The organism is Serratia sp. P2ACOL2 (assembly GCF_003691565.1).
GTDB classification, from domain to species: Bacteria; Pseudomonadota; Gammaproteobacteria; order Enterobacterales; family Enterobacteriaceae; genus Serratia; species Serratia liquefaciens.
Genome location: NZ_CP033162.1, coordinates 5,512,302 through 5,538,960 on the forward strand (window position 1 = coordinate 5,512,302; position 26,659 = coordinate 5,538,960).

Here is a 26,659-nt window from a genome sequence, read left to right on the forward strand (position 1 = left end):
CCATGCCTGCGAGGTTGAAGCGTCTGACCATCGGCATGCTGCTGCTGTGCGCATTCAGCGCGGCTGCAGCCTGTGAATGGCCGGCCTGGCAACAGTACAAACAGTTTTATATCAGTGAGCAGGGGCGAGTGATCGATCCGAGCAGTCCTAACCGAATCACCACCTCGGAAGGCCAGAGTTACGGACTGTTCTTCGCGCTGGTGGCAAACGATCGGCCTGCTTTCGATCAATTGCTGACATGGACGGAAAACAATCTGGCCGCGGGCGACCTCAGTGCACATTTGCCCGCCTGGTTGTGGGGCGAAAACGAACAAAAACAGTGGACGGTGCTGGACAGCAATTCGGCATCCGATGCCGACCTGTGGATTGCCTACAATTTGCTGGAAGCCGGTCGGTTGTGGAAAAGCCGCCGTTATCAAACCCTTGGCACCCTGTTGTTGCAACGTATCGCTCGTGAAGAAGTGGCGGATATCCCGGGGCTGGGGTTGATGCTGTTACCGGGCAAAGTCGGCTTTGTGGCGGAAGATCGCTGGCGCCTCAATCCGAGCTATTTACCCCCGCAACTGCTGGCACGTTTTGCCGTGCTGAATGGCCCATGGCGGAAGATGCAGCAAACCAACCAGCGGTTGTGGTTGGAAACCGCACCGCACGGCTTTTCGCCGGACTGGGTGGTGTGGCAGGTCGGCAAAGGCTGGCAGCCGGATACCGTCAAACCGAATATCGGCAGTTATGACGCCATCCGGGTTTATTTGTGGGCCGGCATGCTGGCGGACGACGATGAACATAAGGCGGCGTTGCTCAAGCAACTGCAACCTATGGCGCAGCTAACGGCCCAGCAAGGCGTGCCGCCGGAGAAAATCGACACTGCCAGCGGTAAAACCCACGGCGATGGTCCGGTGGGTTTCTCGGCGTCGATGTTGCCGATGTTGGCGCACGAGCCAGAGGCCTTGCAGGTGCAGCGCCAACGTATCAAACAAAACCCGCCTGGCGATCGGGCCTATTTCAGCGCCTCGTTGGCGCTGTTTGGTCAGGGATGGGATCAACAACGTTATCGTTTTAATCGGCAGGGTGAACTTCAACCCTCCTGGGGCGGCCAATGCGTAACTTCCGAATAAACTGGCTGGGCCTGGTGCCTTTAAGCCTGGCGATGCTGCCACAGGCGCAGGGAGCAGAAACCGTTGCGCCGGAACAATGGCTGCTGGAGCAGGTGCGGGTTGGAGAGGCCGGCAACAAAGATGAGTTGGTTCGCCAGTCGCTCTACCGGCTTGAACTGATGGATCCGAATAACCCGGAGGTGATTTCCGCGCGTATGCGTTTGGCATTGCGACAGGGCAATTTGGCATTGGCACAGCAGCAGTTGGATAAGTTGAAAAAGATTGCGCCGCAGTCAACTAGCTATCGGCAGGCGGAAATGAACATGCTGCTTACCCAGCCGGAAACCCGCCAAAAGCTGCAGCAGGCGCGGCTGATGGCGACCGCCGGGCGTTTGCCGGAGGCGAAAGCGCAGTATGACGAGCTGTTCCACGGCGATCCGCCGACGTTGGAGTTGGCGGTGGAATACTGGCGGTTGGTCGCGCGATTGCCGGGGCAGGAAGCCGCGGCGCTGAAACAGTTGCAGACGCTGGATCAGCAATATTCCGGCAACGTGCCGCTGCGCATGTCGCTGGCGCGGATGCTATTTAGCCAGGACCGCGACGCGCAGGCCTATGATCTTTTGCAGAAAGTGGCTGCCGATCCTGCCGGACGCGGAGATGCCGCCGATCTGTGGCTGGAGAAAGTCAAAGCGATGCCGGTCAGTCCGCAGAGCGTTGCGGCCCTTAACCGTTTTCTTGGCGTTTTTGAAACCGGCGATCAGGCGGTCAGCGCCCGACAAGAACTGGCCCGGCAGCAGGCGCTGCTGTCGGATCCTGCCTACCAGGCGCGGGTGCGCGGGCTGGCGCAGGTGGACAAGGGCGGCAGTCGTGCCGCCATTCCAGAGTTGAAAAAAGCATTGGCGGCTTCACCCAATGACGCCGACGTGCTGGGCGCGCTTGGGCAAGCCTATTCCCGCGTCGGTAATCGTCCACAGGCGCTGAGCCTGTTTCGTCAGGCCCTGCAGGCCGATAAAAGCGGTTACGGCAGCAGTAAATGGCAGAGCCTGATCAAGAGCAACAGTTACTGGCTGGCGGTGGATGAAGGTGACAAGGCGCTGAAAGCCGGCAACTTGGCGCTGGCACAGCAAAAATACCAACAGGCGCGACAGATAGACAACGGTGACAGCAGCGCGGTAATTGGCTTGGGCGACGTTGCGGTGGCGCGTAAAGATGATGCTGCCGCCGAACGTTTCTACCAGCAGGCGCTGCGGTTGGATCCCGGCAGCGGCAGCGCGGTACGCGGTCTGGTGAATATTTATCAGCGCCAGTCGCCGGAAAAGGCGCTGGCCTATCTCAACAGCCTGCCACGCGGCCAGCAAAACAAGCTGCGCAGCACGCTGGAGGGTTTGCAGCTCGATATGCTCAAGCAGCAGGCCGACCAGCTCGTACAGCAAAAGCAGTGGCATCAGGCGGCGGAGAAATACCGTCGTGCCCAGCAGATGGATCCTGATGACGTCTGGCTGACTTACCACTATGCGCAGACGCTACGTCAGGCTGGGCAGCCGGAACAGGCAGATGCTCTGTTCAGTCGACTGGCGCAAAAACAGCGTGCGAATCCGCAGTTGGCATACGCCTATGCGCTGTATCTCTCCGGCAGCGATCGTGATACCCAGGCGTTGGCACAGTTGAATACCCTGCCCGCCGCGCAGTGGAACGACAATATGCGTGAACTGGCGCAGCGCTTGAAGATGCAGGCGACGCTGGAACATGCCGATCGGTTACGTACTGCGGGCGATGAGCCGGGGGCGGTGGCTTATCTGCGCCGCCAGCCGGCGGATACCCGCATTGATCTCCAGTTGGCCGACTGGGCGCTGGCGCGCGGTGAATATGACGCCGCACTGGCTGACTATCAGCGCGTACGGACGCGTGAGCCGAACAACCCGGATGCCAGGTTGGGTGAAATAGAAGCCTATGTAGCGCAGGGCAAGCTGAGTGAAGCACGCCAGCGGCTGCAAACCGCCGCGCCGGACCCGAGCGAATCAGACAACAGCGGGCGGCGGGTGGCTAACGCCTGGTATGCCGTTGGCGAGCCGCAAAAAGCGACCGAGATTTTTACCCGGCTGAAAACGACGGCGCAGCTAGCGCCACCCAGCCAGGCGAAGGCGCTGATTTACCGCGACGCGGCACGGCTCGAACGTGATCAACAGCAGCCGGTGCTGGCCCAGCAGGATTATAAACAGGCGATGGTCGCCAGCGGTATTGCCCCGAGTGTGCCGCAGGATAACGACAGTTACACCTACCTGACGCGCAACAATCCGACAGATGACTGGCTTAAACGGGGCATTCGTTCGGACGCGGCGGATCTGTATCGCCAGCAAGACGTGAATGTCACCCTCGACCATGATTATTGGAGCTCCAGCGGCACGGGTGGCATCTCCGATTACAAAGCGCATGACACCATGTTACAGGTCGATATGCCGTGGTATGACGGGCGGGCGTTTTTCCGTTCCGATACCGTACAGTTGGATGCCGGCAGCTTCTCCACCGACGGCAGCGGCAAATATTACGAAACCTTCGGTACCTGCAATACTCAGGGGTGCAGCGGCGATGAGCGTCAGAAAACCACCGGCACCAGCGTGGCCGTGGGATGGAAAAACGATCGCTGGGCGGGGGATATCGGCACCACACCAATGGGCTTTGAGGTGGTTGACTGGGTCGGTGGACTGGCCTACAGCAATGACTGGAACCACATTGGTTGGACGTTGGCGGCCTCGCGCCGTCCCATTTCCAGCTCATTGCTGGCGTTCGGCGGCACCAAAGACCCAAATACCGGTACCACCTGGGGCGGCGTGCGCGCGACTGGGGTCAGCCTTAGCGCCAGTTACGACCGCGGCGAAGCGCACGGTGTCTGGGCCGACCTCAGCGCACATCAGTTAACCGGCAAAAACGTTGAAGACAATCAGCGTGAGCGCTTTATGGCCGGCTATTACTATAAGTTGATCAACGAAGATAATCGCCGCGTCACCGTCGGGCTGAACACCATGCTGTGGCACTACCAGAAGGATTTGAGCGGTTATTCTCTCGGTCAGGGGGGCTATTACAGCCCGCAGCAATATATGTCGCTGGCGATACCGGTAAACTATCGCCAGCGTACTGATAATTGGTCCTGGGAGCTGGGGGGTTCGGTGTCGTTGTCCCACTCGAAAACCAACAGCCAGCGGCGTTACCCGCTGCAGGGGCTGATCCCGGATTCGCTGCCGGACAAGTTTGCCGTCGAGGATGGCAGCTCTTCTTCCGGCGTCGGCTATACCCTGCGGGCGATTGTCGAACGGCGTCTCAGTTCGCACTGGACACTCGGTGCCGGCATCGACATCCAGCAGGCAAAAGACTATACCCCGAGCCACGCTTTGATTTATCTGCGCTATTCGCTGGCCGGTTGGCAGGGGGACCTGGATTTACCGCCGCAACCGCTGACGCCGTACGCCGACTTCAAGTAACCCCGCTGAGGGAGATTCGGAGTGTCGGCACAGAGGAGTTTTGCTACCCTGTGTACAGGCTGTGTCCCACAATTGGCTGTGGCGCGCAGCCTTTCATTAGGAAAAGACTGAAACCCTCGTTTTTCTTGGTTTTGCCCTGGGCATGAAGAGATAAAAACAGTCAACAATCGAGTATACTCAGACCGGTTCAAGGGATGGGTATTATTCATCCCTTTTTTATTTCAGCCCGAATTAGCGGAGAGCAGGTTTGCGGGTCAGGCGCTCATTAACGATTAAACAGATGGCAACGGTGTCCGGTGTGGCGCTGGTGACGATCTGTATCTTTATCGTGATCCAGTTATTCCATTTTGTGCAGCAGCGCAGGGATGACTATGCCCAGCAACTGGAAAATATCGCTCATTCGGTACGCCAGCCGCTGGCGGAAGCCGTGCTGCGCATGGACGTGCCGGAAACGAAGAAGGTGCTGAATACGCTGTTGCCGGTAGGGATCCTGACGCGCGCGGATATCGTGCTGCCGAACGAATTTCAGGCACTGCACGCCAACTTCCCGCCGGAACGTCCGGTACCGACAATGATCGCCCGCCTGTTCGAGTTGCCGATCCAGATTTCCGTTCCTCTCTATTCGCTGGAACGCGTGCCGGCCAACCCGCAGCCATTGGCTTATCTGGTGTTGCAGGCCGATTCGTTCCGCATGTATCAATTTATTCTCAGCATGCTGTCGACCATGTTGTCGACCTATTTGCTGCTGGCCTTGATTTTGTCGGTCGCCATTAGCTGGTGTATGAACCGGCTGATGGTGCATCCGCTACGCGCGATGGCCAAAGAGCTGGAAAACATTTCCCAGGAAGAAGCGCCTTATCATCAACTGATGTTGCCGGCGCTGCACCAGGACGATGAGTTGGGCTTGCTGGTGCGTAACTACAACCGCAATCAGCAGCGGCTGGCCAAAGCCTATGCTGAACTGAGTCGCATGAGCACTCGCCATCCGGTCACTGAGTTGCCAAATCAGGCGCTGTTCACCGCGCTGCTGGAACAACACATTGCTTCCAGCCTGCGGCCCGAGCGTTTCAATCTGCTGGTAATCGGCATTGAAACGTTGCACGAGGCCTCTGGCGTACTTAATCCGACGATGCGTGAAGCGCTGTTGTTGACGCTGGCGAAGAAATTACGTGAATGCATTGATGAAAACGGCGTGCTGGCGCAGTTAAGCAATACCGAATTCGCCATTCTGGCTAAAGGCGTTGAACGGCCGTTCCACGCCATGCAGTTGGCCCGCCGCATCATGGCGCAGATCAATGCGCCGCTGAGCCTGCAGGAAATGCCGCTGCGGCCCAGCGCCAGTATCGGTATTGCCCATTACCTGAACGCAGGGGAGAGCGCGGAGCAGCTGTTGCGTAGCGCCACCTCGGCGATGATGTCGGCGCATCGCGAAGGCAAAAATCAGGTGTTGTTCTTCGAACCGAGCCTGACGGAACGCACCCAAAAGCGTCTGACGCAGGAAAGTGAGATCTTGCATGCCATTGATCAGCGTCGTTTCACCCTGTTCCTGCAGCCGCAGATAGATATGCAGTCCAACGCGGTGATCGGCGCGGAGGCATTACTTCGTTGGCAGCAGTACGACGGCAGCTTTACCTTGCCGGCAGACGTCATTCCATTGGCTGAAGAGCTCGGGGTGATTGTGCCGCTGGGTAACTGGGTACTGGAAGAGGCTTGCCGCATCCTGGCGGATTGGCAGACTCGGGGGATCACCCTGCCGCTGGCGGTAAACGTGTCGCCAATCCAGATGCAGCATGAGAATTTTGTCCCGCATCTGAAAAGCCTGCTGGCCCAGCATCGAATTGACCCGCGCAAGCTGCTGCTGGAAATTACCGAAACGGTGCGCATTGACGACCTCGATCGTGCGCTGGCGCTGCTGCGGGAACTGCACGATCTGGGGCTTTCCATCGCGTTGGACGATTTCGGCATGGGCTATTCCAGCCTCAATTACCTCAATCGATTGAAATGCCTGCCGATAGATTTGATTAAAATCGACAAGAGCTTTATTCAGGGACTGCCGATGGACGACGCGATGGTGCGCATCGTCAGTTCGATTTCCGAGGTGCTGGCGCTGCCGGTGATGGCCGAAGGCGTCGAGAATGCCGAACAACGCGACTGGCTGCTGCAGCACGGTATTCATAGCGGTCAGGGGTTTTTGTTTGCCCGCCCGTTGCCGCGCAGCGAATTTGAAGCCGAGTTCTGCCCGCCGCCAGCCTGATTTCCCTCTTGAGCCTTTTGCGGCGGGCGGCATCCACGTTGCCCGCTGGCCTTCTGGCTTGAAATACCCCGCTTTATCTACCCCTTTTGCGTTAGTGCAAAGAAAGGGTTACATCCTTTACAGCCTTGCATTCGGGCTTGCGCGTTTCAGCTCTTAAATTCGTATCAACATGTATCTATTGGTGCAACAAATTATTTCCATGTTGTTAGGCGGGTGTTATTTTCCGCGCAAGCGATGAACAGGCGAGATAACCATAACACCGCCTGGTGCGTGTCTTCCCCCAAAGGATGTCCATATGAAACTCACTATCTTTAAAAGCCTCTATTTTCAGGTGCTGACGGCGATTACGCTGGGTGTCCTGCTTGGGCATTTCTATCCTGACATTGGCGCACAGATGAAACCTCTGGGCGACGGATTCGTTAAGCTGATTAAAATGATCATCGCTCCGGTGATCTTCTGTACCGTGGTGACCGGCATCGCGGGCATGGAAAGCATGAAGGCCGTTGGCCGTACCGGTGCGATCGCACTGCTTTATTTTGAAATCGTCAGTACCATTGCGCTGCTGATCGGTTTGCTGATTGTCAACCTGGTACAGCCGGGTGCCGGGATGAACATCGATCCGGGTACGCTGGATGCCAAAGCGGTGGCGGTCTACGCCGAGCAGGCTCAGCAGCAGGGCATCATTCCATTCTTGCTGGATATCATTCCGGGTAGCGTCATCGGCGCCTTCGCCAGCGGTAACATCTTGCAGGTGTTGCTGTTTGCCGTGCTGTTCGGCTTCGCCCTGCACCGACTGGGTGAGAAAGGCCAGTTAATCTTCAACGTGATCGACAGTTTCTCCCGCGTGATTTTCGGCATTATCAATATGATTATGCGTCTGGCGCCGCTGGGGGCCTTCGGGGCGATGGCATTCACCATCGGTAAATATGGCGTGGGCACGCTGCTGCAGCTTGGCCAGTTGATTGCCTGCTTCTATATCACCTGCGTTCTGTTCGTGGTGGTGGTGCTGGGCTCCATTGCTCGTGCCAACGGCTTCAGCATTTTCAAATTCGTTCGCTATATAAAAGAAGAGCTGTTGATCGTGCTCGGGACCTCTTCTTCCGAGTCGGTGCTGCCGCGTATGCTCGACAAAATGGAGAAGCTGGGTTGTAAGAAATCGGTGGTGGGCCTGGTTATTCCTACCGGCTACTCTTTTAACCTGGACGGCACATCGATTTACCTGACCATGGCGGCGGTGTTTATCGCGCAGGCGACCAACACCCATATGGATATCGTGCATCAGGTGACGCTGCTGGTGGTGCTGTTGCTGTCTTCGAAAGGGGCTGCGGGCGTGACCGGCAGCGGCTTTATCGTGCTGGCGGCGACCATTTCTGCCGTGGGCCACCTGCCGCTGGCCGGTCTGGCGCTGATTCTGGGCATTGACCGCTTCATGTCTGAAGCCCGCGCCCTGACCAACCTGGTCGGTAACGGTGTGGCTACGGTGGTAGTGGCTAAATGGTGTAAACAGCTGGACGAAAAACAGCTGCAAGACACCCTGTCCAACAGGCCGGGTGCAGGTGCCGACAAAACGCTGCCTTCAGCCTGATTTAATCCTCAAATCACCGGTTGCAGCCGCAGCCGGTGACGTTTTATCCCCCCGCGTAATGATTTCTTGCATTTAAAAACCGGTTATCCATTATTTTTCACCCTAATGAGTGACATCCGCAAAGGCGCGCGGTCTAACTCGATGGTACACTTTCTGCTTTCCGCCCCACCGTGAAACTCAGGGCGTTTTTATAGGCTGTGCGTTATGGCCTAATATTCCGGCGAATGGAATATCCGCATTTGCATAAAGAAATTGGATAGTCATTAAGTAGGGGTTCACATGCAGGGCACCAGAATTCATCTCATCGTAGGTGGGCTGCTGTTGGCTGCAGCCAACAGCAGCGTGCAGGCCGAAGCACTGCAACCCGATCCTGCCTGGCAGCAGGGGGCACTGGCCAACGGGTTTTCATGGCAGATACTGGATACACCGCAGCGGCCGAGCGACCGTGTAGAGCTGCGGTTAATGGTTAATACCGGCTCGCTGGTCGAGTCCTCACAGCAGATCGGCTTTGCCCATCTGCTGCCGCGCCTGTCTTTAGCGCGCAGCGAAAGCTTTACGCCACCGCAGTTGCGTTCGCTGTGGCAGCAGAGCGTGGATCCTGAGCGGCCTTTGCCGCCGGCCATCAGTTCTTACGATTTCACCATGTATAATCTCAGCTTGCCGAATAACCGCCCAGACTTGCTGAAAGAAGCGCTGGCGTGGCTTTCCGACACCACCGGCAAACTGGCGATCGACGAGCATACCGTGCATGCGGTAATAAACTCCAATGTCGATCCGGTGGGCACTTTCCCGCCGAACCCGAAAGATGCCTGGTGGCGATACCGCCTGAAAGGCTCGACGCTGTTGGCGCACGATCCGGCCCAGCCACCGAAGCGACCGGTGAATGTCGATCAACTGAAAAAATTCTACCAGCAATGGTATACCCCGGACGCCATGACGCTGTACGTGGTGGGCAAGGTAGACAGCCGCAGCCTGGGCGAACAAATCAACAAGGCCTTCTCGCCGCTGAAAGGCAAGCGTGAAACGCCGGCCACCATGCCGACGCTGACGCCGCTGCCACCGCAGCCGGTCAGCCTGATCAGCGAGCAGGTCAAGCAGGATACGCTGTCGATCATGTGGGATGCGCCATGGCACCCGATCCGCGATTCGCAGAATTTGAGCCGCTACTGGCGTGGTGATTTGGCCCGCGAGGCGCTGTTCTGGCATCTCCAGCAGGTGCTGGAAAAGAGTGACCAGAAAAACCTGCATCTGGGCTTTGATTGCCGCGTGCAATACCAGCGTGCCCAGTGCGCAATTCATCTCGACACGCCGAATAACAACCTGAACAACAGCCTGGGCTTTATCGCTCGCGAATTGGCTAATGTGCGTAACAACGGGCTGTCGCAGGATGAGTTTAACGCCCTGCTGGCGCAGAAAACCGATCAGTTGAGCAAGTTGTTCGCAACCTATGCCCGCACCGATACGGACGTGCTGATGAGCCAACGCCTGCGTTCACAGCAGAGCGGCGTCGTAGATATCGCACCGGAGCAGTATCAGAAACTGCGCCAGGAGTTCTTGAACGGATTGACGTTGGAAGCGCTGAATCAGGAGCTGAAACTTCAGCTTTCTCAGGATGCGACGCTGGTGTTGATGCAGCCGAAGGGCGAACCGGAAATGAGCATGAAGCAGTTACAGGAAACCTATAACGGCATTATGTCTCCGGCTCCGGCCGTGGTGTCGGAGGAGGTCAAACCGGCCGATACCGCACCGGCACCGGAAACCAGCGCACAATAACGGCTGAGGGGGCGTTTGCCCCCTCACTCAGTTGCGGTACAGCACCTTGATGATGTGGTAGCCGAACTGGGTTTTCACCGGGCCGTAGGGCTTCAGCAGCGGAATGCTGAACACCGCTTTATCGAAGGCCGCCACCATGGTGCCCTTGTTGAATTCGCCCAGTGAGCCGCCGTTGCGCTTTGACGGGCAAGTTGAGTATTTGCGCGCCAGCGTGTCAAAACTGACACCGCGTTTAAGCTTGGCCAGCAGTTCTTCGGCCAGTTTTTCGTTATCTACCAGAATGTGCAGGGCGCACGCCGTCTTTGCCATGGTATTGCCTTTATCGATACAGAAATTGCGCTGATTATACCCGTTAAATCTCATCGGCGCTTTCTGCTACAATCCCCTTCCACGTTATAAAGTCGAGCAATAAAGCGCCATGCGATTAAACCCCAGCCAACAACAAGCCGTCGAATTCGTTACCGGGCCCTGCCTGGTGCTGGCCGGTGCAGGTTCCGGCAAGACGCGCGTCATCACCAACAAGATTGCTCACCTGATCCATAATTGTGGCTATCAGGCGCGACACATCGCCGCCGTGACCTTTACCAATAAGGCCGCGCGTGAGATGAAAGAACGTGTGGCGCAAACCATGGGGCGCAAAGAGGCGCGCGGTTTGATGATTTCTACGTTCCACACCCTGGGGCTGGAAATCATCAAGCGGGAATATGCCGCGCTGGAGATGAAATCCAACTTCTCGCTGTTCGACGATCAGGACCAGTTGGCGCTGCTGAAAGAGCTGACCGAAAAATGGCTGGAGAATGACAAGACGCTGGTGGCGCAGCTGATTTCCACCATCTCCAATTGGAAGAATGATCTGGTCGATCCCAAGAAGGCGATGGAGCTGGCGCGCTCTGAACGCGACAAGCTGTTCGCGCATTGCTACGGTCTGTATCACGCGCATATGCGTGCCTGTAACGTATTGGATTTCGACGATTTAATTCTGTTACCGACCCTGCTGTTGCAGCGCAATGAAGAGGTGCGCGAGCGTTGGCAGAACCGAATCCGCTACCTGTTGGTGGACGAATATCAGGACACCAACACCAGCCAATACGAGCTGGTAAAACTGTTGGTGGGTAACCGTGCGCGTTTCACCGTGGTGGGGGATGACGATCAGTCAATCTACTCCTGGCGCGGTGCGCGCCCGCAAAACCTGGTGCTGTTGAAGGAAGACTTCCCGGCGCTGCAGGTGATCAAGCTGGAGCAGAACTACCGTTCGAGCGAGCGAATTCTGAAGGCGGCGAACATTCTGATCGCCAATAACCCGCACGTGTTTGAAAAACGGCTGTTTTCCGAACTGGGTTACGGCGAGGAACTGAAGGTGGTGACCGCCAATAATGAGGATCACGAGGCCGAGCGCGTAGTGGGTGAACTGATAGCTCACCATTTCGTGAAGAAAACCAACTACGGCGATTATGCGATCCTCTACCGTGGCAACCATCAGTCGCGGCTGTTTGAAAAAATGCTGATGCAGAACCGCATTCCCTACAAGATCTCCGGCGGCACCTCGTTTTTCTCGCGGCCGGAAATCAAGGACCTGCTGGCCTACTTGCGCGTCCTGACCAATCAGGATGATGACAGCGCCTTCCTGCGTATCGTCAATACGCCAAAACGCGAGATTGGCCCGGCGACGTTGCAAAAGCTGGGTGAATGGGCAAACCGACGCAATAAAAGCCTGTTCCGTGCCAGTTTTGATCTTGGATTGAGCCAGCACCTGACCGGACGCGGGCTTGAGGCTTTGCAACGCTTCACTCACTGGCTGGACGGCATCGCCCAACTGGCGGAGCGCGAGCCGGTGGCTGCGGTGCGTGACCTGATCCACGGTGTAGATTACGAGAGCTGGCTGTTCGAAACCTCTCCCAGCCCGAAAGCCGCCGAAATGCGCATGAAAAACGTCAATACGCTGTTCGGCTGGATGACGGAAATGCTGGAAGGCAGCGAGCTGGATGAGCCGATGACGCTGACCCAGGTGGTGACGCGCTTTACCCTGCGCGACATGATGGAACGCGGTGAAAGCGATGAAGAGCTGGATCAGGTGCAACTGATGACGCTGCATGCCTCCAAAGGATTGGAGTTCCCCTATGTGTTTCTGGTGGGGATGGAGGAAGGGTTATTGCCGCATCAGAGCAGCATTGACGAAGATAACGTTGATGAAGAGCGACGCCTGGCCTACGTAGGCATCACTCGCGCCCAAAAGGAGCTGATTTTCACTCTGTGCCGCGAGCGTCGTCAATATGGCGAGTTGGTTCGCCCGGAGCCGAGCCGTTTCTTGTTGGAACTGCCGCAGGATGACCTGGCGTGGGAAAGTGAGCGCAAAGTGGTCAGTCCGCAGGAAAGGATGCAAAAAGGGCAGAGCCATCTGGCCAATATTCGTGCTCAGTTGGCCAAGGCCAAGGGCGGCAACTAGAAGAAAGGGCGCGGTTAGCGCCCTCAGATGGCTGACAAAGTCCTTTGCAGTTAAACGTCCTGACCTTGGGGCTAATAAAAACAAAGGATTATGTCTTCTGATTTACCCCCAAACATCCGAAAACCACGTTTTCGGGTGTTTGTCATCAGACTAAGGGCGCGGTTAGCGCCCTTGTCATTTTAACGTTGCTCTTCCAGTATCAGCGGCCAGTGAACGTAACTTTGCCAATGGCTTTCCTGCTCCAGCGCTTCTGCCCGTAGCGGGTGCTGCTCCAGCCAACCAGGCGGCAGGATCACCGTCAGCTCGTCATCATGATTGGCGCGCAGACGCACCGCAGGCAGCGTGTCGTCGCGGCGACGGCTGGCAAAGATGATCGCCAGGCGTAAAATCCGGCATAAACGTTGCGCCGTACGTGGCGGCAGGGCGTTTTGCTGGCTCAGCAGTGGCAAGTCGAGGGTGTTGCTCTGGTTTTGTAGCAGGGTGGCTAACAGTTTTTTCTGTGCCGGAGTGAAACCGGGTAAATCCAGATGGCGAATCAGGTAGGCGGCGTGTTGCGGCGCCTGCTTGAAATCAACGCTGAGGCCGATTTCGTGGATCAGACAGGCGCTGTGCAATAACTCGCGACATCGAGCGTCCAACTGCCATTCATTGCTCACCTGCTGCGAGAAATTGGCGGCCAGTTGGCTGACGCGCTCGGCCTGCTCGGTATCCAACAGATAACGCCGTTGCAGGTTGCGAATGGTGCGGCTGCGGATATCCTGTTCGACCGGCAAATGCAGCATGCCGTAAACCAGACCTTCGCGTAGCGCACCGCCGGCCAACATCATGCTTTCAATGCCCAACTCCTGGAAGATCGCCAGCAGAATGGACAGCCCGCTTGGGAATACCAAGGCGCGCTCCAGCGTTAGCCCTTCAATTTCCAGCTCTTCCAGCTTGCCGCACTGAATGGCGCGCTGTTTCAATTGGCGCAGTTTGGACAGGGTGATGCGTTCATCCATGCCCTGCGCCACCATGATTTCCTGCAGCGCCTGGACGGTGCCGGAAGCGCCGACGCAGATTTGCCAGCCGTGCTGACGCAGCTGCGGTGCTATCGGGCGCACCATTTCACGCGCAGCCTGTTCGGCCCGCTCGAAGTTTTCCTGCCCCAGATTACGATCGGTGAAGAACCGCTCCAGCCAGGTGACACAGCCCATCGACAGGCTATACAACTGAGCGGCCTGCGCACCGGTCCCCGTGACCAGCTCTGTGCTGCCGCCGCCGATATCGACCACCAAACGTTGGTCCGGACCGCCGGTGGTATGGGCTACACCGTGGTAAATCAGGCGCGCTTCTTCCTCGCCGCTGATCACCTGGATCGGGCATCCGAGAATCTGCTCGGCGGTCTGCAGGAATTCATCGGCATTGGAGGCCAGCCGCAGCGTGGCCGTGGCGACCACGCGAATTTGCTCGCGAGGGATGTCCTGCAGGCGTTCGGCGAACAGCTTCAGGCATTGCCATCCGCGTTGCATGGCCTCATGCGACAGAAGGTTGTTCTGATCCAGTCCGGCCGCCAGACGCACTTTGCGCTTGATGCGCGCCAGGGTCTGAATACTGCCGGCCACCTCGCGCACCACCAACATGTGGAAGCTGTTGGAGCCGAGATCGATAGCGGCATAAAGTGCGCTGGAACTGAGCATTGTCTATCAGCCTGAACGTTTACGGTTGTTGCGCGGCGCACCGCCACGACGTGGCGCTGAGTTACGACGTGGACCGTTGCCGCCGCGTGGGCGAGCCAGGCGTTTCGGCGCAGGCAGGTCAGTCAGTAACGCATCGCTGTTGTACTTGCTCACCGGAATGCTGTGGCCGGTATAGGTTTCGATCGCCGGCAGGTTGAGCGCGTACTCTTCGCAGGCCAGGCTGATGGAATGGCCACTTTCGCCAGCACGGCCGGTACGACCGATACGGTGGACGTAGTCTTCGCAGTCGTCAGGCAAGTCGTAGTTGAATACGTGCGTCACCAACGGGATGTGCAGACCGCGAGCGGCGACGTCGGTGGCGACCAGAATATCCAGGTTGCCCTTGGTGAAATCGTCGAGAATGCGCAGGCGTTTTTTCTGCGCCACATCGCCGGTCAACAGGCCTACGCGGTGACCATCGGCGGCCAGGTGGCCCCAGACGTCTTCACAGCGGTGCTTGGTGTTGGCGAAGATGATGCAGCGGTCTGGCCACTCTTCTTCGATCAACGTCTGCAGCAGACGCATCTTTTCTTCGTTAGAAGGGTAGAACAGCTCTTCTTTAATGCGGTGGCCGGTTTTTTGTTCCGGTTCCACTTCGACATATTCAGCGTTGTTCATCTGCTCGAAAGCCAGTTCGCGTACGCGATAGGACAGGGTGGCAGAGAACAGCATGTTCAGGCGTTGATCGACCGCAGGCATGCGGCGGAACAACCAGCGAATGTCTTTGATAAAGCCCAGATCGTACATACGGTCGGCTTCATCCAGTACCACGACCTGAATTGCGCCCAGATCGATATAGTTCTGTTTGGCGTAATCGATCAAACGACCGGTAGTACCGACCAGGATATCCACGCCGCTTTCCAGCACTTTCAGCTGTTTGTCGTAGCCGTCGCCGCCATACGCCAGGCCAAGTTTCAGGCCGGTGGATTGGGACAGGGCTTCCGCGTCGGAGTGGATCTGTACCGCCAGTTCACGCGTTGGCGCCATGATCAAGGCGCGCGGCTGGTTGGTCTGGCGATCCTGTTTCGCCGGGTGAGAAAGCAAATAGTGAAAAGTAGACGCTAAAAATGCCAGCGTCTTTCCGGTACCGGTTTGCGCCTGACCTGCAACGTCACGCCCGGAGAGCGTGAGCGGCAATGCTAACGCCTGGATAGGCGTGCAATGTTGAAACCCTTTCTTTTCAAGGGCTTCAAGGACTAACGGGTGCAGGGCGAAGTCGGAAAACTTCTGTTCGGTCAAGTGTGTTTTGCTCATAGTGTGGTAGAATATCAGCTAACTATTGCTTTACGAAAGCGTATCCGGTGAAATAAAGTCACCTTAGGTTGGTTAATGCTACACCAACAAGGTAGACACAATCCTTTGGAGTAGAACATGAGCGATAAAATTATTCACCTGACTGACGGCAGCTTCGAAAACGACGTGCTGAAAGCTGAAGGGCCAATCCTGGTCGATTTCTGGGCTGAATGGTGTGGACCGTGCAAGATGATTGCTCCGATTCTGGATGAGATTGCCGAGGAGTTCGAAGGCAAGCTGACCATCACCAAGCTGAATATCGACCAAAACCCGGCAACCGCACCTAAGTACGGTATCCGTGGTATCCCTACGCTGTTGCTGTTCAAGAACGGTGAAGTGGCCGCGACCAAGGTTGGTGCGCTGTCCAAAGGCCAGCTCAAAGATTTCCTTAACGCGAATCTGTAATCGGGCGGGATGCCCTATGCCCAAGGGGTCTGACGTCGCGGTAAAAAAGCCGCGAAGTGAGAGACTGCGGGGATATACAGGCGTCTAGCGGGGATGTTCAATTCACCGCTAGACGCCTGCCAAGAAGCGTGTTAAGTTTAACCATACTGCATATAGAACTTGCCCGAAGTTTTAAATCTAAAGAGTCTAAATCTAAAGCTTTACTCTGTGTTGAACCGCTGGCGTTGAAAGAAAAAATGAACTCAGCCCGTGTTTTAACAATCAAACGGTTTTGCAAAATCAATTTTAAGGTACCTTCGATCTTAAACCGTCAATGCGCGCGTCCTCTGTAAGCCATTTCTTACCGTGACGGCTCAGCGCCCGGCGATCGAACGTCCAGTAAACAGGCACGAATATCCAAAGGATTTCAAGGTGTGGCCCGTCGGCAACCGAACGAATCTCTGCAGCTTAGTCCGCTAAGTGGCGGGGTAAGCAAGGAAGGCCAAGGCAACCACCAGAAAGACGAAAGATATATCCCGCTGCCATACCATTCACGATACAAGTTCGAGACATACCCCGAGTTTAAGAACCCACCACTATGAATCTTACCGAATTAAAGAATACGCCGGTTTCTGAGCTGATTACTCTCGGCGAAAATATGGGGCTGGAAAACCTTGCCCGCATGCGCAAGCAGGACATTATCTTCTCTATCCTTAAGCAGCATGCGAAAAGTGGAGAAGATATCTTCGGCGATGGCGTGTTGGAGATATTGCAGGATGGATTTGGTTTCCTCCGCTCTGGAGACAGCTCCTACCTTGCAGGCCCCGACGACATCTACGTATCCCCCAGCCAAATCCGCCGTTTTAACCTCCGTACAGGTGACTCCGTTTCCGGTAAGATTCGTCCGCCAAAAGAAGGCGAGCGCTACTTTGCCCTGTTGAAAGTTAACGAAGTTAACTACGACAAACCGGAAAACGCCCGCAGCAAGATCCTGTTCGAGAACTTAACCCCACTGCATGCCAACTCCCGTCTGCGGATGGAACGCGGTAACGGTTCAACCGAAGACCTGACGGCTCGCGTGCTGGATCTGGCCTCGCCGATTGGCCGTGGTCAGCGTGGTCTGATTGTTGCTCCGCCGAAAGCCGGTAAAACCATGCTGCTGCAGAACATTGCACAAAGCATCGCTTACAACCATCCAGACTGCGTGTTGATGGTTCTGCTGATTGACGAACGCCCGGAAGAAGTTACCGAGATGCAGCGTCTGGTGAAGGGCGAAGTTATCGCTTCTACCTTTGACGAGCCGGCTTCCCGCCACGTCCAGGTTGCAGAAATGGTGATCGAGAAGGCCAAGCGCCTGGTTGAGCACAAGAAAGACGTTATCATCCTGCTCGACTCCATCACTCGCCTGGCGCGTGCCTACAACACCGTGGTACCGGCTTCCGGTAAAGTGTTGACCGGTGGTGTGGATGCCAACGCCCTGCATCGTCCCAAGCGTTTCTTCGGTGCGGCACGTAACGTTGAGGAAGGCGGCAGCCTGACCATCATCGCTACCGCGCTGGTCGACACCGGGTCGAAAATGGACGAGGTTATCTACGAAGAGTTTAAAGGTACCGGCAACATGGAATTGCATCTGGCGCGTAAAATCGCCGAGAAGCGCGTATTCCCTGCGATTGACTACAACCGCTCCGGTACCCGTAAAGAAGAATTACTCACCACGTCTGAAGAACTGCAGAAAATGTGGATCCTGCGTAAAATTATTCACCCAATGGGCGAAATTGACGCAATGGAATTCCTCATTAACAAGTTGGCCATGACCAAAACCAACGATGAATTCTTCGATATGATGAAGCGCTCATAAATGACGATGCGCTCATAATTGAGTAAAAAATTCAGAGAACGCCACGCCTAGTCGTGGCGTTTTTTGCTTTTGGCAGATACGATAAGTAACAGAAATGGAAACGTAAGTTATTTTCATGGCTTACTGAGAATTCATCTTATTTGCGGTCGGCGTTTCGTCGTTCGCACATTGTTACTGTTTAAACGGCAGACAGAAGCGTTGGAATAAGAATGAATGGCTGTTGTCATAGGAAATGACTGAAAGGTAGCGGGACCTCATGGCGCGACCTGTCGCCCGTGTTAAGCTGCCTTATCTTCTACAGAGATCTTGTTAACTGTGAACTTACTCACTATGAGTACTGAAATTCTATTTGTTTTCCTGTTTTCCTTGGCTTTTCTCTTTGTTGCTCGCAAAGCAGCAAAACGTATTGGACTGGTTGATAAACCTAATTACCGCAAACGTCATCAGGGGTTAATCCCGCTTGTCGGAGGTATTTCTGTTTACGCCGGGCTGTGCTTCGCTTTCTTGATCTCTGACCAAACGATTGCGCACGGAAAACTCTACATCGCCTGTGCGGGGTTATTAGTGTTTGTTGGTGCTCTCGACGATCGTTTCGATATCAGCGTTAAAATTCGTGCGCTGGTCCAGGCATTGGTCGGCATTGCGATGATGGTGTTTGCCGGGCTCTACCTGCGCAGTTTTGGTCATGTGCTTGGCGACTGGGAAATGCAACTGGGGCCGTTCGGCTATCTGGTCACGCTGTTTGCCGTTTGGGCGGCTATCAACGCCTTTAACATGGTAGACGGCATTGATGGCCTGCTGGGCGGGCTTTCGTGCGTTTCTTTCGGTGCGCTGGGCGTGCTGTTGTACCTGAGCGGCCACTCCGATTTGGCCTTCTGGTGCTTCGCGATGATTGCCGCTATCGTTCCTTATATCCTGCTTAACCTCGGCATTCTTGGCCGACGTTACAAGGTGTTTATGGGGGATGCCGGCAGTACGCTGATCGGTTTCACCGCAATTTGGCTGCTGCTGCAAAGTTCACAGGGTAAAGCCCATTCCATCAATCCTGTTACCGCCCTGTGGATTATCGCTATTCCATTGATGGACATGATTGCGATCATGTATCGACGCTTACGCAAAGGGATGAGCCCCTTCTCCCCAGACCGTCAACACATTCACCATCTGATTATGCGCGCTGGCTTTACGCCACGGCAGGCCTTCGTGCTGATTACCCTGGCGGCGGCGCTGCTGGCGGCCATCGGCGTGATCGGCGAACGTCTTACTTTTATCCCTGAATGGGTAATGTTGGCATTATTTTTGCTTGCCTTCTTCTTGTACGGTTACTGCATTAAGCGCGCCTGGCGTGTTGCACGTTACATTAAGCGTATCAAACGGCGCCTGCGCCGTTCGAACGACAATAAGCAAGAATCCTAACCAGAGGCTTTTGGGCAGTGATGAATCCAGAAACAACGTCTGACAAGACTATCCCGGCAGTGGATAACGAACTCGATATTCGCGGCCTGTGCTGTACCCTGTGGCGCGGTAAGTCATGGATTATCGGTATTGCGGTACTGTTCGCCGTAGTGGCGCTGGTGGTGTCCTACCTGGTGAAACAGGAGTGGAGCGCGGCGGCGATTACCGATCGGCCAACGGTGAATGCGTTGGGGGGGTATTATTCCCAGCAACAGTTCCTGCGTAATCTGGATGTGCGTACTTTGCCGGCGGCGTCTACCGAGCAACCGGGCATCGCTGACGAAGCCTATAATGAATTTATTATGCAGTTGGCGGCTTACGATACGCGCCGAGATTTCTGGCTGCAGAGCGATTATTACAAACAGCGCCAGGAAGGCGACGCGGGCGCCGATGCGGCCTTGCTCGACGAGCTGATTAACAATATCCAGTTTACGCCGCGTGACGACAAAAAAGTGCCGAACGACGGTGTGAAACTGACGGCGGAAACGGCGGTAGATGCCAATCGCCTGCTGCGTCAGTACGTAGCGTTTGCCAGCCACCGCGCGGCTCAGCATTTAAACGAAGAGATCCAGGGTGCCTGGGCGGCTCGTACCACGTCGATGAAGGCGCAGGTCAAGCGCCAGGAAGCGGTGGCAGAGGCCGTGTACAAGCGTGAGCTGAACACAATCCAACAGGCGTTAAAAATTGCCGAGACGCAGGGCATTAGCCGGACTCAGACCGATACCCCGGCAGAACAGCTGCCAGACTCCGATTTGTTCCTGCTGGGCAAGCCTATGCTGCAGGCGCGTCTGGAAGGATTACAGGCTTCGGGCCCAACCTTTGATTTGGACTACGACCAAAATCGCGCGATGCTGGCGACCCTGAACGTTGGCCCAACGCTGGACGAGAAATTTCAGACTTACCGCTATTTGCGGACCCCGGAAGAGCCGGTAAAACGTGACAGCCCACGTCGTGTATTCTGGTTGATCATGTGGGGCGCGATGGGCGCTTTGGTTGGCGCAGGTGTTGCCCTGGTGCGTCGGCCGCGTAAATAAAAATAATATAATAATTCGCTGATGGGCGTGAGAGCGCCCAATTCGCAGGTTCGCCTGCGGTTAACCGACCAAAAGAGATTCGCTGTGAAAGTGTTGACTGTTTTCGGCACCAGACCTGAAGCCATCAAAATGGCACCGCTGGTACATGCCCTGGCTCAGGATGAAGCCTTTGAATCAAGAGTCTGCGTGACGGCACAGCATCGTGAGATGTTGGATCAGGTATTGCGGTTATTTGAGATAGTGCCTGATTACGATCTGAACATCATGAAACCCGGCCAGGGATTAAGTGAGATCACCTGCCGCATCCTTGAAGGCCTGAAAGGTGTTCTTGAGGAATTCAAACCGGATGTGGTGTTGGTTCATGGCGACACCACCACCACGCTGGCCACCAGCCTGGCGGCATTTTATCAGCGTATCCCGGTAGGGCATGTAGAGGCGGGCCTGCGTACCGGCGACCTTTACTCCCCGTGGCCGGAAGAGGCTAACCGCAAGCTGACCGGCCATCTGGCGATGTACCATTTTGCCCCGACGGAAAACTCGCGACAGAACCTGTTGCGCGAACTGTTACCGGACGATCATATCTTCGTCACAGGCAACACGGTAATCGACGCGTTGTTCTGGGTACGCGATCGGGTGATGGGTGATGCGGCCTTGCATGACAGCCTGGCTCAACGCTACCCGTTCCTGGATGCCGACAACAAAAAGTTGATTCTGGTAACTGGGCATCGCCGCGAAAGCTTTGGCGGTGGGTTCGAGCGAATTTGCAGCGCGCTGGCAGAAATTGCCCGTACTCATCCTGAAGTGCAGGTGGTGTATCCGGTGCATCTCAACCCCAACGTCAGCGAGCCGGTCAACCGCATTCTGAAAGGGATTGATAATATCATCCTGATAGATCCCCAGGATTATTTGCCCTTTGTCTATCTGATGGCCAAGTCATATATGATCCTGACCGACTCTGGCGGCATTCAGGAGGAGGCACCATCATTAGGTAAGCCGGTGCTGGTGATGCGTGACACCACCGAGCGGCCGGAGGCGGTAGATTCTGGCACGGTGCGGCTGGTGGGTACCGACGTAGCAAAAATTGTTGATGCGGTTAACCGGCTGCTGACGGACGAAAACGAATATCACGCCATGAGCCGGGCGCATAACCCTTACGGTGACGGGCATGCCTGCCAGCGTATTCTGGAAGCTTTGAAGAATCATCAGGTGACACTATGAGTTTTAACACTATTTCGGTTATCGGCCTGGGTTATATCGGTCTGCCAACGGCGGCGGCGTTTGCCTCCCGCAAGAAAAAAGTGGTGGGCGTAGATGTTAACCAACATGCGGTGGATACCATTAACCGTGGTGCGATCCATATCGTTGAACCCGACCTGGATAGAGTGGTGAAAGACGCGGTCGACGGCGGCTATCTGCAGGCGGTGACCAAACCTCTGGCAGCGGATGCTTTCCTGATTGCGGTACCGACGCCGTTTAAAGGCGACCATGAGCCGGATCTGGCGTATGTCGAGGCCGCCGCCAAGTCTTTGGCGCCGGTGCTGAAAAAAGGCGATCTGGTGATCCTGGAGTCCACCTCGCCGGTGGGCGCGACCGAACAGATGGCGCAGTGGCTGGCAGAAGCGCGTAGCGATCTTAGTTTCCCGCAGCAGGCCGGTGAGGCCGCTGATGTGAACATTGCCTACTGTCCGGAGCGCGTGCTGCCGGGGCAGGTGATGGTTGAGCTGATTCAAAACGATCGGGTGATTGGCGGTATGACGCCAAAATGCTCGGAGCGCGCCAGCGAGCTGTACAAGATTTTCCTCGAGGGCGAGTGTGTGATTACCAATTCACGCACCGCTGAGATGTGCAAGCTGACCGAAAATAGCTTCCGCGATGTGAATATCGCCTTTGCCAATGAGCTGTCGTTGATTTGTGCCGATCAGGGCATCAATGTCTGGGAGCTTATCCGCCTGGCGAATCGCCATCCGCGGGTCAATATTTTGCAGCCTGGCCCCGGCGTCGGCGGCCACTGTATTGCGGTCGACCCTTGGTTTATTGTCTCGCAAAATCCGCAGCAGGCGCGTTTGATTCATACCGCGCGCCTGGTGAATGACGGAAAACCGCTGTGGGTGGTTGATCGTGTGAAAGCCGCAGTGGCTGATTGTCTGGCTGCCACCGATAAGCGTGCGTCGGAAGTGAAAATTGCCTGCTTCGGCCTGGCATTCAAGCCGAATATCGACGACCTGCGCGAAAGCCCGGCGGTGGAAGTGGCGCATTTAATTGCTGATTGGCACGTGGGTGAAACCCTGGTGGTGGAGCCGAACGTTGAGCAACTGCCGAAATCGCTGGCGGGCCATGTGACGCTGAAAGCGATGGCCGACGCGTTGCAGCAGGCGGACGTGATCGTGATGTTGGTCGATCATAAGCAATTCAAGGCAATCAGGCCGGAAGAGATCACGCAATCCTGGGTAGTAGATACCAAAGGGGTATGGCGTTGAAACGTATTTTAGTCACTGGGGGCGCCGGTTTTATCGGTTCCGCGGTCGTCAGGCATATTATTGAAGCCACGCGGGACAGCGTTGTGGTGGTGGATAAGCTGACTTACGCCGGCAACCTGGAATCGCTTGCGGTGATTGCTGATAGCGAACGCTATTCGTTCGAGCAGGTGGATATCTGCGATCGCGCGGCATTGGATCGGGTGTTTGCCCAATATCAGCCGGATGTGGTCATGCACCTGGCGGCGGAAAGCCATGTCGATCGTTCGATTGATGGCCCGGCGGCCTTTATCGAGACTAACGTGGTGGGGACCTATACCCTGCTGGAGGCGGCCCGTCATTATTGGCATCCGCTGGAGGCGGAGAAGAAGCAGAGCTTCCGTTTCCACCATATCTCCACCGACGAAGTGTATGGCGACTTGCACGGTACGGATGACTTGTTCACCGAAACCACGCCTTACTCGCCAAGCAGCCCGTATTCGGCCTCCAAGGCGTCCAGCGACCATCTGGTCCGCGCCTGGCTGCGGACCTATGGCTTGCCGACGTTGGTCACCAACTGTTCCAACAACTACGGCCCGTACCACTTCCCGGAAAAACTTATCCCGCTGGTGATCCTCAATGCCGTTGCCGGCAAACCGTTGCCGGTGTATGGCAACGGTGCGCAGGTGCGTGACTGGCTGTATGTCGAAGACCATGCGCGCGCGTTGTATCAGGTCGTTACCGAAGGTGTGGTAGGGGAAACCTACAATATCGGTGGTCACAACGAGCGCAAGAATATTGAAGTAGTGCATACCATTTGCGATCTGCTGGAAGAACTGGCGCCGAACAAACCGCAGGGCGTGGCGCAATACCGCGATCTGATCACTTACGTCAAGGATCGCCCGGGCCATGATATGCGCTATGCGATCGACGCCGGGAAAATTGACCGGGAGCTGGGCTGGCACCCGCAAGAAACCTTTGAAAGCGGCATTCGCAAAACGGTTTCCTGGTACCTGAACAATGAAACCTGGTGGCGTCGCGTTCAGGATGGTTCCTATGCGGGTGAGCGTTTAGGTTTATCCGACTAAGTTTACCCGGGCTGCCTGAGTGGTGGCCCAGTGGATTCTGGAGTGAGTATGAAAGGTATTATTCTGGCGGGTGGATCCGGTACACGTTTGCATCCAATTACTCGCGGCGTATCCAAGCAGTTGCTCCCGATCTACGACAAGCCGATGATTTACTATCCGCTGTCGGTGCTGATGTTAGCCGGGATCCGCGACATTCTGATTATTTCCACACCGGAAGACCTCCCTTCATTCAGACGTCTGTTGGGTAACGGCGAAGAGTTTGGCATTAATCTCAGCTATGCCGAACAACCCAGCCCCGATGGTCTGGCTCAGGCGTTTCTGATCGGTGAAGAGTTCCTGGCCGGCGAGCCGAGCTGTCTGGTGTTAGGCGACAATATCTATTTTGGTCAAGGGTTTAGCCCGAAACTAAAAACGGTCGCTGCACGTACCCAGGGCGCGACCGTGTTCGGCTACCAGGTGATGGATCCCGAACGTTTTGGGGTGGTGGAGTTTGACGATAACTTCCGCGCTTTATCGATCGAAGAAAAGCCTGCCGAGCCCAAGTCCAACTGGGCGGTGACCGGCCTGTACTTCTACGACAGTCAGGTGGTGGAGTTTGCCAAACAGGTCAAGCCTTCCTCCCGTGGCGAGCTGGAAATTACCAGCATTAACCAGATGTATCTGGAGCGTGGCGAACTGACCGTTGAACTGCTGGGCCGCGGTTTCGCCTGGCTGGATACCGGTACTCATGACAGCCTGCTGGAAGCCAGCAGCTTCGTGCAGACGGTGGAAAAACGCCAGGGCTTTAAAATTGCCTGCCTGGAAGAGATCGCCTGGCGCAACGGTTGGCTGGATGATGACGGTGTGAAACGTGCCGCACAGGCGCTGGTCAAAACCGGTTACGGCAAGTATCTGCTGGATTTATTGCATGCGCGTCCACGCCAATATTGAGCCCTTAGCCTGGGAAAGCGAATTTTTCGCTCTTGGCAGCGCCAAACTCAACTTTTCCACCACGGCCCCGGCGTTGACCGAGGCCGGTCTGGCAGCCTACGCCTTGGTGCAAGCTAAAATCCCGGCGCACCAAACCGCCTGGGCGGACGCATTGTCGGGTCTGGGTTTCCAACTGGTTGAGGCTGAGGTCGATCTGTTGCTGAATATCGGCACGGAATGTGCATCGTCGCAGAGTGCGTTACCGCCGGCGATTCGCCTGGCAGTGCCGGAGGATATTCCGGTATTGCGTGCGGCGGCGGCCAATGTGTTCACCGCCAGCCGTTTTCGGGCCCCTTGGTACGACGTTCAGGATAGCGGGCGTTTCTATGCCGCCTGGATCGAAAAAGCGGTACTGGGAACCTTCGATCACCAATGCCTGTTGGCACTGGACGAAGCCGGTCAGCCGGAGGGCTTTGTCAGCCTGCGTGATATCGGCGGCCAAGAGGTTAGAATCGGCCTGCTGGCAGCTTTCCCCGGCGCGTCAGGTAAAGGTATTGGTGCGCGATTAATGGCGGCGGCCATTGCAGAGTGTCGGAAAGACTCGCGGATGCGTCTGCGGGTGGCGACACAGCTCGGCAATATCGCCGCATTACGGCTCTATCAACGACAGGGTGCTGTTATTGAAAGCACCTCGTATTGGTTATACAGAGGAAAACATGATCCCATTTAACGCTCCGCCGGTTGTTGGCACTGAACTTGACTATATGCAGGCTGCGATGGACAGCGGCAAGCTGTGCGGAGATGGTGGTTTTACTCGCCGTTGCCAACAGTGGATGGAACAGCGTTTTGGCAGCCCGAAGGTGCTGTTGACGCCGTCCTGTACCGCGTCGCTGGAGATGGCGGCTATCCTGCTGGATATTCAGCCGGGTGATGAAGTGATCATGCCGAGCTTCACCTTTGTTTCAACCGCCAATGCCTTCGTGCTGCGCGGGGCCACCGTGGTGTTTGTCGATCTGCGTCCGGATACCATGAACATCGATGAGACTAAAATCGAAGCGGCTATCACCGATAAGACACGCGCTATCGTGCCGGTGCATTACGCCGGGGTGGCCTGCGAGATGGACACCATCATGGCGCTGGCGAAAAAATATAACCTGCGGGTGGTAGAAGACGCCGCGCAGGGTGTGATGTCCACTTACAAGGGAAAAGCGCTCGGTACCATTGGTCATATTGGCTGTTTTAGCTTCCACGAAACCAAAAACTACACTGCCGGCGGTGAGGGCGGCGCAACGCTGATCAACGATCCGGCGCTGATCGACCGGGCAGAAGTCATTCGTGAGAAAGGCACCAACCGCAGCCAGTTCTTCCGTGGGCAGGTGGACAAGTATACCTGGCGCGATATCGGTTCCAGCTATCTGATGTCAGATTTGCAGGCTGCCTATCTCTGGGGCCAGCTCGAAGCGGCTGACCGCATCAACCAGCGTCGTCTGGCACTGTGGCAGACCTATTATGACAGCCTGCTGCCGTTGGCAAACGCCGGCCGTATTGTGCTGCCGACCATCCCGGCGGACTGCGTGCATAATGCGCACATGTTCTATATCAAACTGCGTGATATTGAAGATCGCACGGCCTTTATCGATTATCTGAAAGAAGCGGAAATCATGGCGGTGTTCCATTACATCGCGCTGCACGACTGCCCGGCGGGCGATCGTTTTGGCCGTTTTTCCGGCGAAGACCGCTTCACCAGCCAGGAAAGTGCGCGTCTGGTGCGTCTGCCGTTGTTCTACAATATGTCTGATGTCACTCAACGTACGGTGATCAATACCATTCTTAGCTTCTGCGCCTGAT

The 26,659-nt window shown here is 56.0% G+C and carries 19 protein-coding genes; 16 read left to right on the top strand and 3 right to left on the bottom strand.

Annotated features, from left to right (window positions below):
• Positions 1-2: 2 nt before the first annotated feature.
• From bcsZ to EBA31_RS26385, 5 genes are all read left to right on the top strand, one after another.
• Positions 3-1,115, top strand: a complete 1,113-nt coding sequence (gene bcsZ, locus EBA31_RS26365; protein ID WP_122080695.1) for a cellulose synthase complex periplasmic endoglucanase BcsZ — start codon at positions 3-5, stop codon at positions 1,113-1,115.
• Positions 1,097-4,570 (top strand): cellulose synthase complex outer membrane protein BcsC, encoded by a 3,474-nt coding sequence (bcsC, locus tag EBA31_RS26370; protein ID WP_122080546.1) that lies wholly within the window; start codon positions 1,097-1,099, stop codon positions 4,568-4,570. The genes bcsZ and bcsC overlap by 19 nt, the downstream gene beginning before the upstream one ends.
• A 247-nt stretch (positions 4,571-4,817) precedes the next feature.
• Positions 4,818-6,824 (top strand): biofilm formation regulator HmsP, encoded by a 2,007-nt coding sequence (gene hmsP, locus EBA31_RS26375; protein ID WP_046374757.1) that lies wholly within the window; start codon positions 4,818-4,820, stop codon positions 6,822-6,824.
• Between the two features lie 295 nt (positions 6,825-7,119).
• Positions 7,120-8,409: a dicarboxylate/amino acid:cation symporter gene (locus tag EBA31_RS26380; protein ID WP_046374756.1), complete on the top strand. Its 1,290-nt coding sequence runs from the start codon at positions 7,120-7,122 to the stop codon at positions 8,407-8,409.
• A gap of 279 nt (positions 8,410-8,688) precedes the next feature.
• Positions 8,689-10,182, top strand: coding sequence for a pitrilysin family protein (locus EBA31_RS26385; RefSeq protein WP_122080547.1), 1,494 nt, complete (start codon positions 8,689-8,691; stop codon positions 10,180-10,182).
• Positions 10,183-10,209: 27 nt separating this feature from the next.
• Here EBA31_RS26385 and ppiC read toward each other — a convergent pair whose 3' ends face one another.
• The gene (gene ppiC / locus EBA31_RS26390) at positions 10,210-10,491 is read right to left on the bottom strand and encodes a peptidylprolyl isomerase PpiC (protein WP_041415145.1); all 282 of its coding nucleotides are present in this window, start codon (positions 10,489-10,491) and stop codon (positions 10,210-10,212) included.
• Between the two features lie 109 nt (positions 10,492-10,600).
• Here ppiC and rep point away from each other — a divergent pair, with 109 nt between their 5' ends.
• A complete protein-coding gene (gene rep / locus EBA31_RS26395) occupies positions 10,601-12,625 on the top strand; it encodes a DNA helicase Rep (RefSeq protein WP_122080548.1) in 2,025 nt (674 codons plus the stop codon).
• 179 nt (positions 12,626-12,804) lie between these two features.
• Here rep and ppx read toward each other — a convergent pair whose 3' ends face one another.
• Positions 12,805-14,301: an exopolyphosphatase gene (ppx, locus tag EBA31_RS26400; protein WP_020824746.1), complete on the bottom strand. Its 1,497-nt coding sequence runs from the start codon at positions 14,299-14,301 to the stop codon at positions 12,805-12,807.
• 6 nt (positions 14,302-14,307) lie between these two features.
• Entirely contained in the window at positions 14,308-15,594 is a 1,287-nt protein-coding gene (rhlB, locus tag EBA31_RS26405) for an ATP-dependent RNA helicase RhlB (RefSeq protein WP_020824747.1), read from the bottom strand.
• Between the two features lie 117 nt (positions 15,595-15,711).
• Here rhlB and trxA point away from each other — a divergent pair, with 117 nt between their 5' ends.
• The 10 genes from trxA to rffA all read left to right on the top strand — a co-directional run bounded on the left by trxA (position 15,712) and on the right by rffA (position 26,658).
• Positions 15,712-16,038 (top strand): thioredoxin TrxA, encoded by a 327-nt coding sequence (gene trxA / locus EBA31_RS26410; RefSeq protein WP_020824748.1) that lies wholly within the window; start codon positions 15,712-15,714, stop codon positions 16,036-16,038.
• Between the two features lie 577 nt (positions 16,039-16,615).
• Complete coding sequence (gene rho, locus EBA31_RS26415) at positions 16,616-17,875, top strand: transcription termination factor Rho (RefSeq protein WP_004950874.1); 1,260 nt, start codon at positions 16,616-16,618, stop codon at positions 17,873-17,875.
• A gap of 315 nt (positions 17,876-18,190) precedes the next feature.
• On the top strand, positions 18,191-19,288 hold the full coding sequence (gene wecA / locus EBA31_RS26420) for a UDP-N-acetylglucosamine--undecaprenyl-phosphate N-acetylglucosaminephosphotransferase (protein ID WP_122080549.1): 1,098 nt from the start codon (positions 18,191-18,193) through the stop codon (positions 19,286-19,288).
• A gap of 20 nt (positions 19,289-19,308) precedes the next feature.
• The gene (wzzE, locus tag EBA31_RS26425; RefSeq protein ID WP_122080550.1) at positions 19,309-20,361 is read left to right on the top strand and encodes an ECA polysaccharide chain length modulation protein; all 1,053 of its coding nucleotides are present in this window, start codon (positions 19,309-19,311) and stop codon (positions 20,359-20,361) included.
• An 84-nt stretch (positions 20,362-20,445) separates the two neighbouring features.
• Positions 20,446-21,579, top strand: a complete 1,134-nt coding sequence (gene wecB, locus EBA31_RS26430) for a non-hydrolyzing UDP-N-acetylglucosamine 2-epimerase (RefSeq protein WP_122080551.1) — start codon at positions 20,446-20,448, stop codon at positions 21,577-21,579.
• Entirely contained in the window at positions 21,576-22,838 is a 1,263-nt protein-coding gene (wecC, locus tag EBA31_RS26435; RefSeq protein WP_122080552.1) for a UDP-N-acetyl-D-mannosamine dehydrogenase, read from the top strand. Before wecB ends, wecC begins: the two co-directional genes overlap by 4 nt.
• Positions 22,829-23,902, top strand: coding sequence for a dTDP-glucose 4,6-dehydratase (gene rffG / locus EBA31_RS26440; RefSeq protein ID WP_185959358.1), 1,074 nt, complete (start codon positions 22,829-22,831; stop codon positions 23,900-23,902). Before wecC ends, rffG begins: the two co-directional genes overlap by 10 nt.
• Positions 23,903-23,950: 48 nt before the next feature.
• A complete protein-coding gene (gene rfbA / locus EBA31_RS26445; RefSeq protein WP_020824754.1) occupies positions 23,951-24,832 on the top strand; it encodes a glucose-1-phosphate thymidylyltransferase RfbA in 882 nt (293 codons plus the stop codon).
• Complete coding sequence (rffC, locus tag EBA31_RS26450; protein ID WP_122080553.1) at positions 24,810-25,541, top strand: dTDP-4-amino-4,6-dideoxy-D-galactose acyltransferase; 732 nt, start codon at positions 24,810-24,812, stop codon at positions 25,539-25,541. Before rfbA ends, rffC begins: the two co-directional genes overlap by 23 nt.
• Entirely contained in the window at positions 25,528-26,658 is a 1,131-nt protein-coding gene (gene rffA / locus EBA31_RS26455) for a dTDP-4-amino-4,6-dideoxygalactose transaminase (RefSeq protein WP_122080554.1), read from the top strand. Before rffC ends, rffA begins: the two co-directional genes overlap by 14 nt.
• Position 26,659: the final 1 nt, after the last annotated feature.

Bases quoted from the DNA above. Each gene is read 5' to 3' on its own strand.
- rhlB (WP_020824747.1), bottom strand. From the start codon at position 15,594: ATGAGCAAAACACACTTGACCGAACAGAAGTTTTCCGACTTCGCCCTG.
- rep (WP_122080548.1), top strand. From the start codon at position 10,601: ATGCGATTAAACCCCAGCCAACAACAAGCCGTCGAATTCGTTACCGGG.
- rho (WP_004950874.1), top strand. From the start codon at position 16,616: ATGAATCTTACCGAATTAAAGAATACGCCGGTTTCTGAGCTGATTACT.
- EBA31_RS26380 (WP_046374756.1), top strand. From the start codon at position 7,120: ATGAAACTCACTATCTTTAAAAGCCTCTATTTTCAGGTGCTGACGGCG.
- ppiC (WP_041415145.1), bottom strand. From the start codon at position 10,491: ATGGCAAAGACGGCGTGCGCCCTGCACATTCTGGTAGATAACGAAAAA.
- bcsZ (WP_122080695.1), top strand. From the start codon at position 3: ATGCCTGCGAGGTTGAAGCGTCTGACCATCGGCATGCTGCTGCTGTGC.
- rffA (WP_122080554.1), top strand. From the start codon at position 25,528: ATGATCCCATTTAACGCTCCGCCGGTTGTTGGCACTGAACTTGACTAT.
- EBA31_RS26385 (WP_122080547.1), top strand. From the start codon at position 8,689: ATGCAGGGCACCAGAATTCATCTCATCGTAGGTGGGCTGCTGTTGGCT.
- bcsC (WP_122080546.1), top strand. From the start codon at position 1,097: ATGCGTAACTTCCGAATAAACTGGCTGGGCCTGGTGCCTTTAAGCCTG.
- wzzE (WP_122080550.1), top strand. From the start codon at position 19,309: ATGAATCCAGAAACAACGTCTGACAAGACTATCCCGGCAGTGGATAAC.
- rffG (WP_185959358.1), top strand. From the start codon at position 22,829: ATGGCGTTGAAACGTATTTTAGTCACTGGGGGCGCCGGTTTTATCGGT.
- ppx (WP_020824746.1), bottom strand. From the start codon at position 14,301: ATGCTCAGTTCCAGCGCACTTTATGCCGCTATCGATCTCGGCTCCAAC.
- rfbA (WP_020824754.1), top strand. From the start codon at position 23,951: ATGAAAGGTATTATTCTGGCGGGTGGATCCGGTACACGTTTGCATCCA.
- rffC (WP_122080553.1), top strand. From the start codon at position 24,810: ATGCGCGTCCACGCCAATATTGAGCCCTTAGCCTGGGAAAGCGAATTT.
- trxA (WP_020824748.1), top strand. From the start codon at position 15,712: ATGAGCGATAAAATTATTCACCTGACTGACGGCAGCTTCGAAAACGAC.
- wecC (WP_122080552.1), top strand. From the start codon at position 21,576: ATGAGTTTTAACACTATTTCGGTTATCGGCCTGGGTTATATCGGTCTG.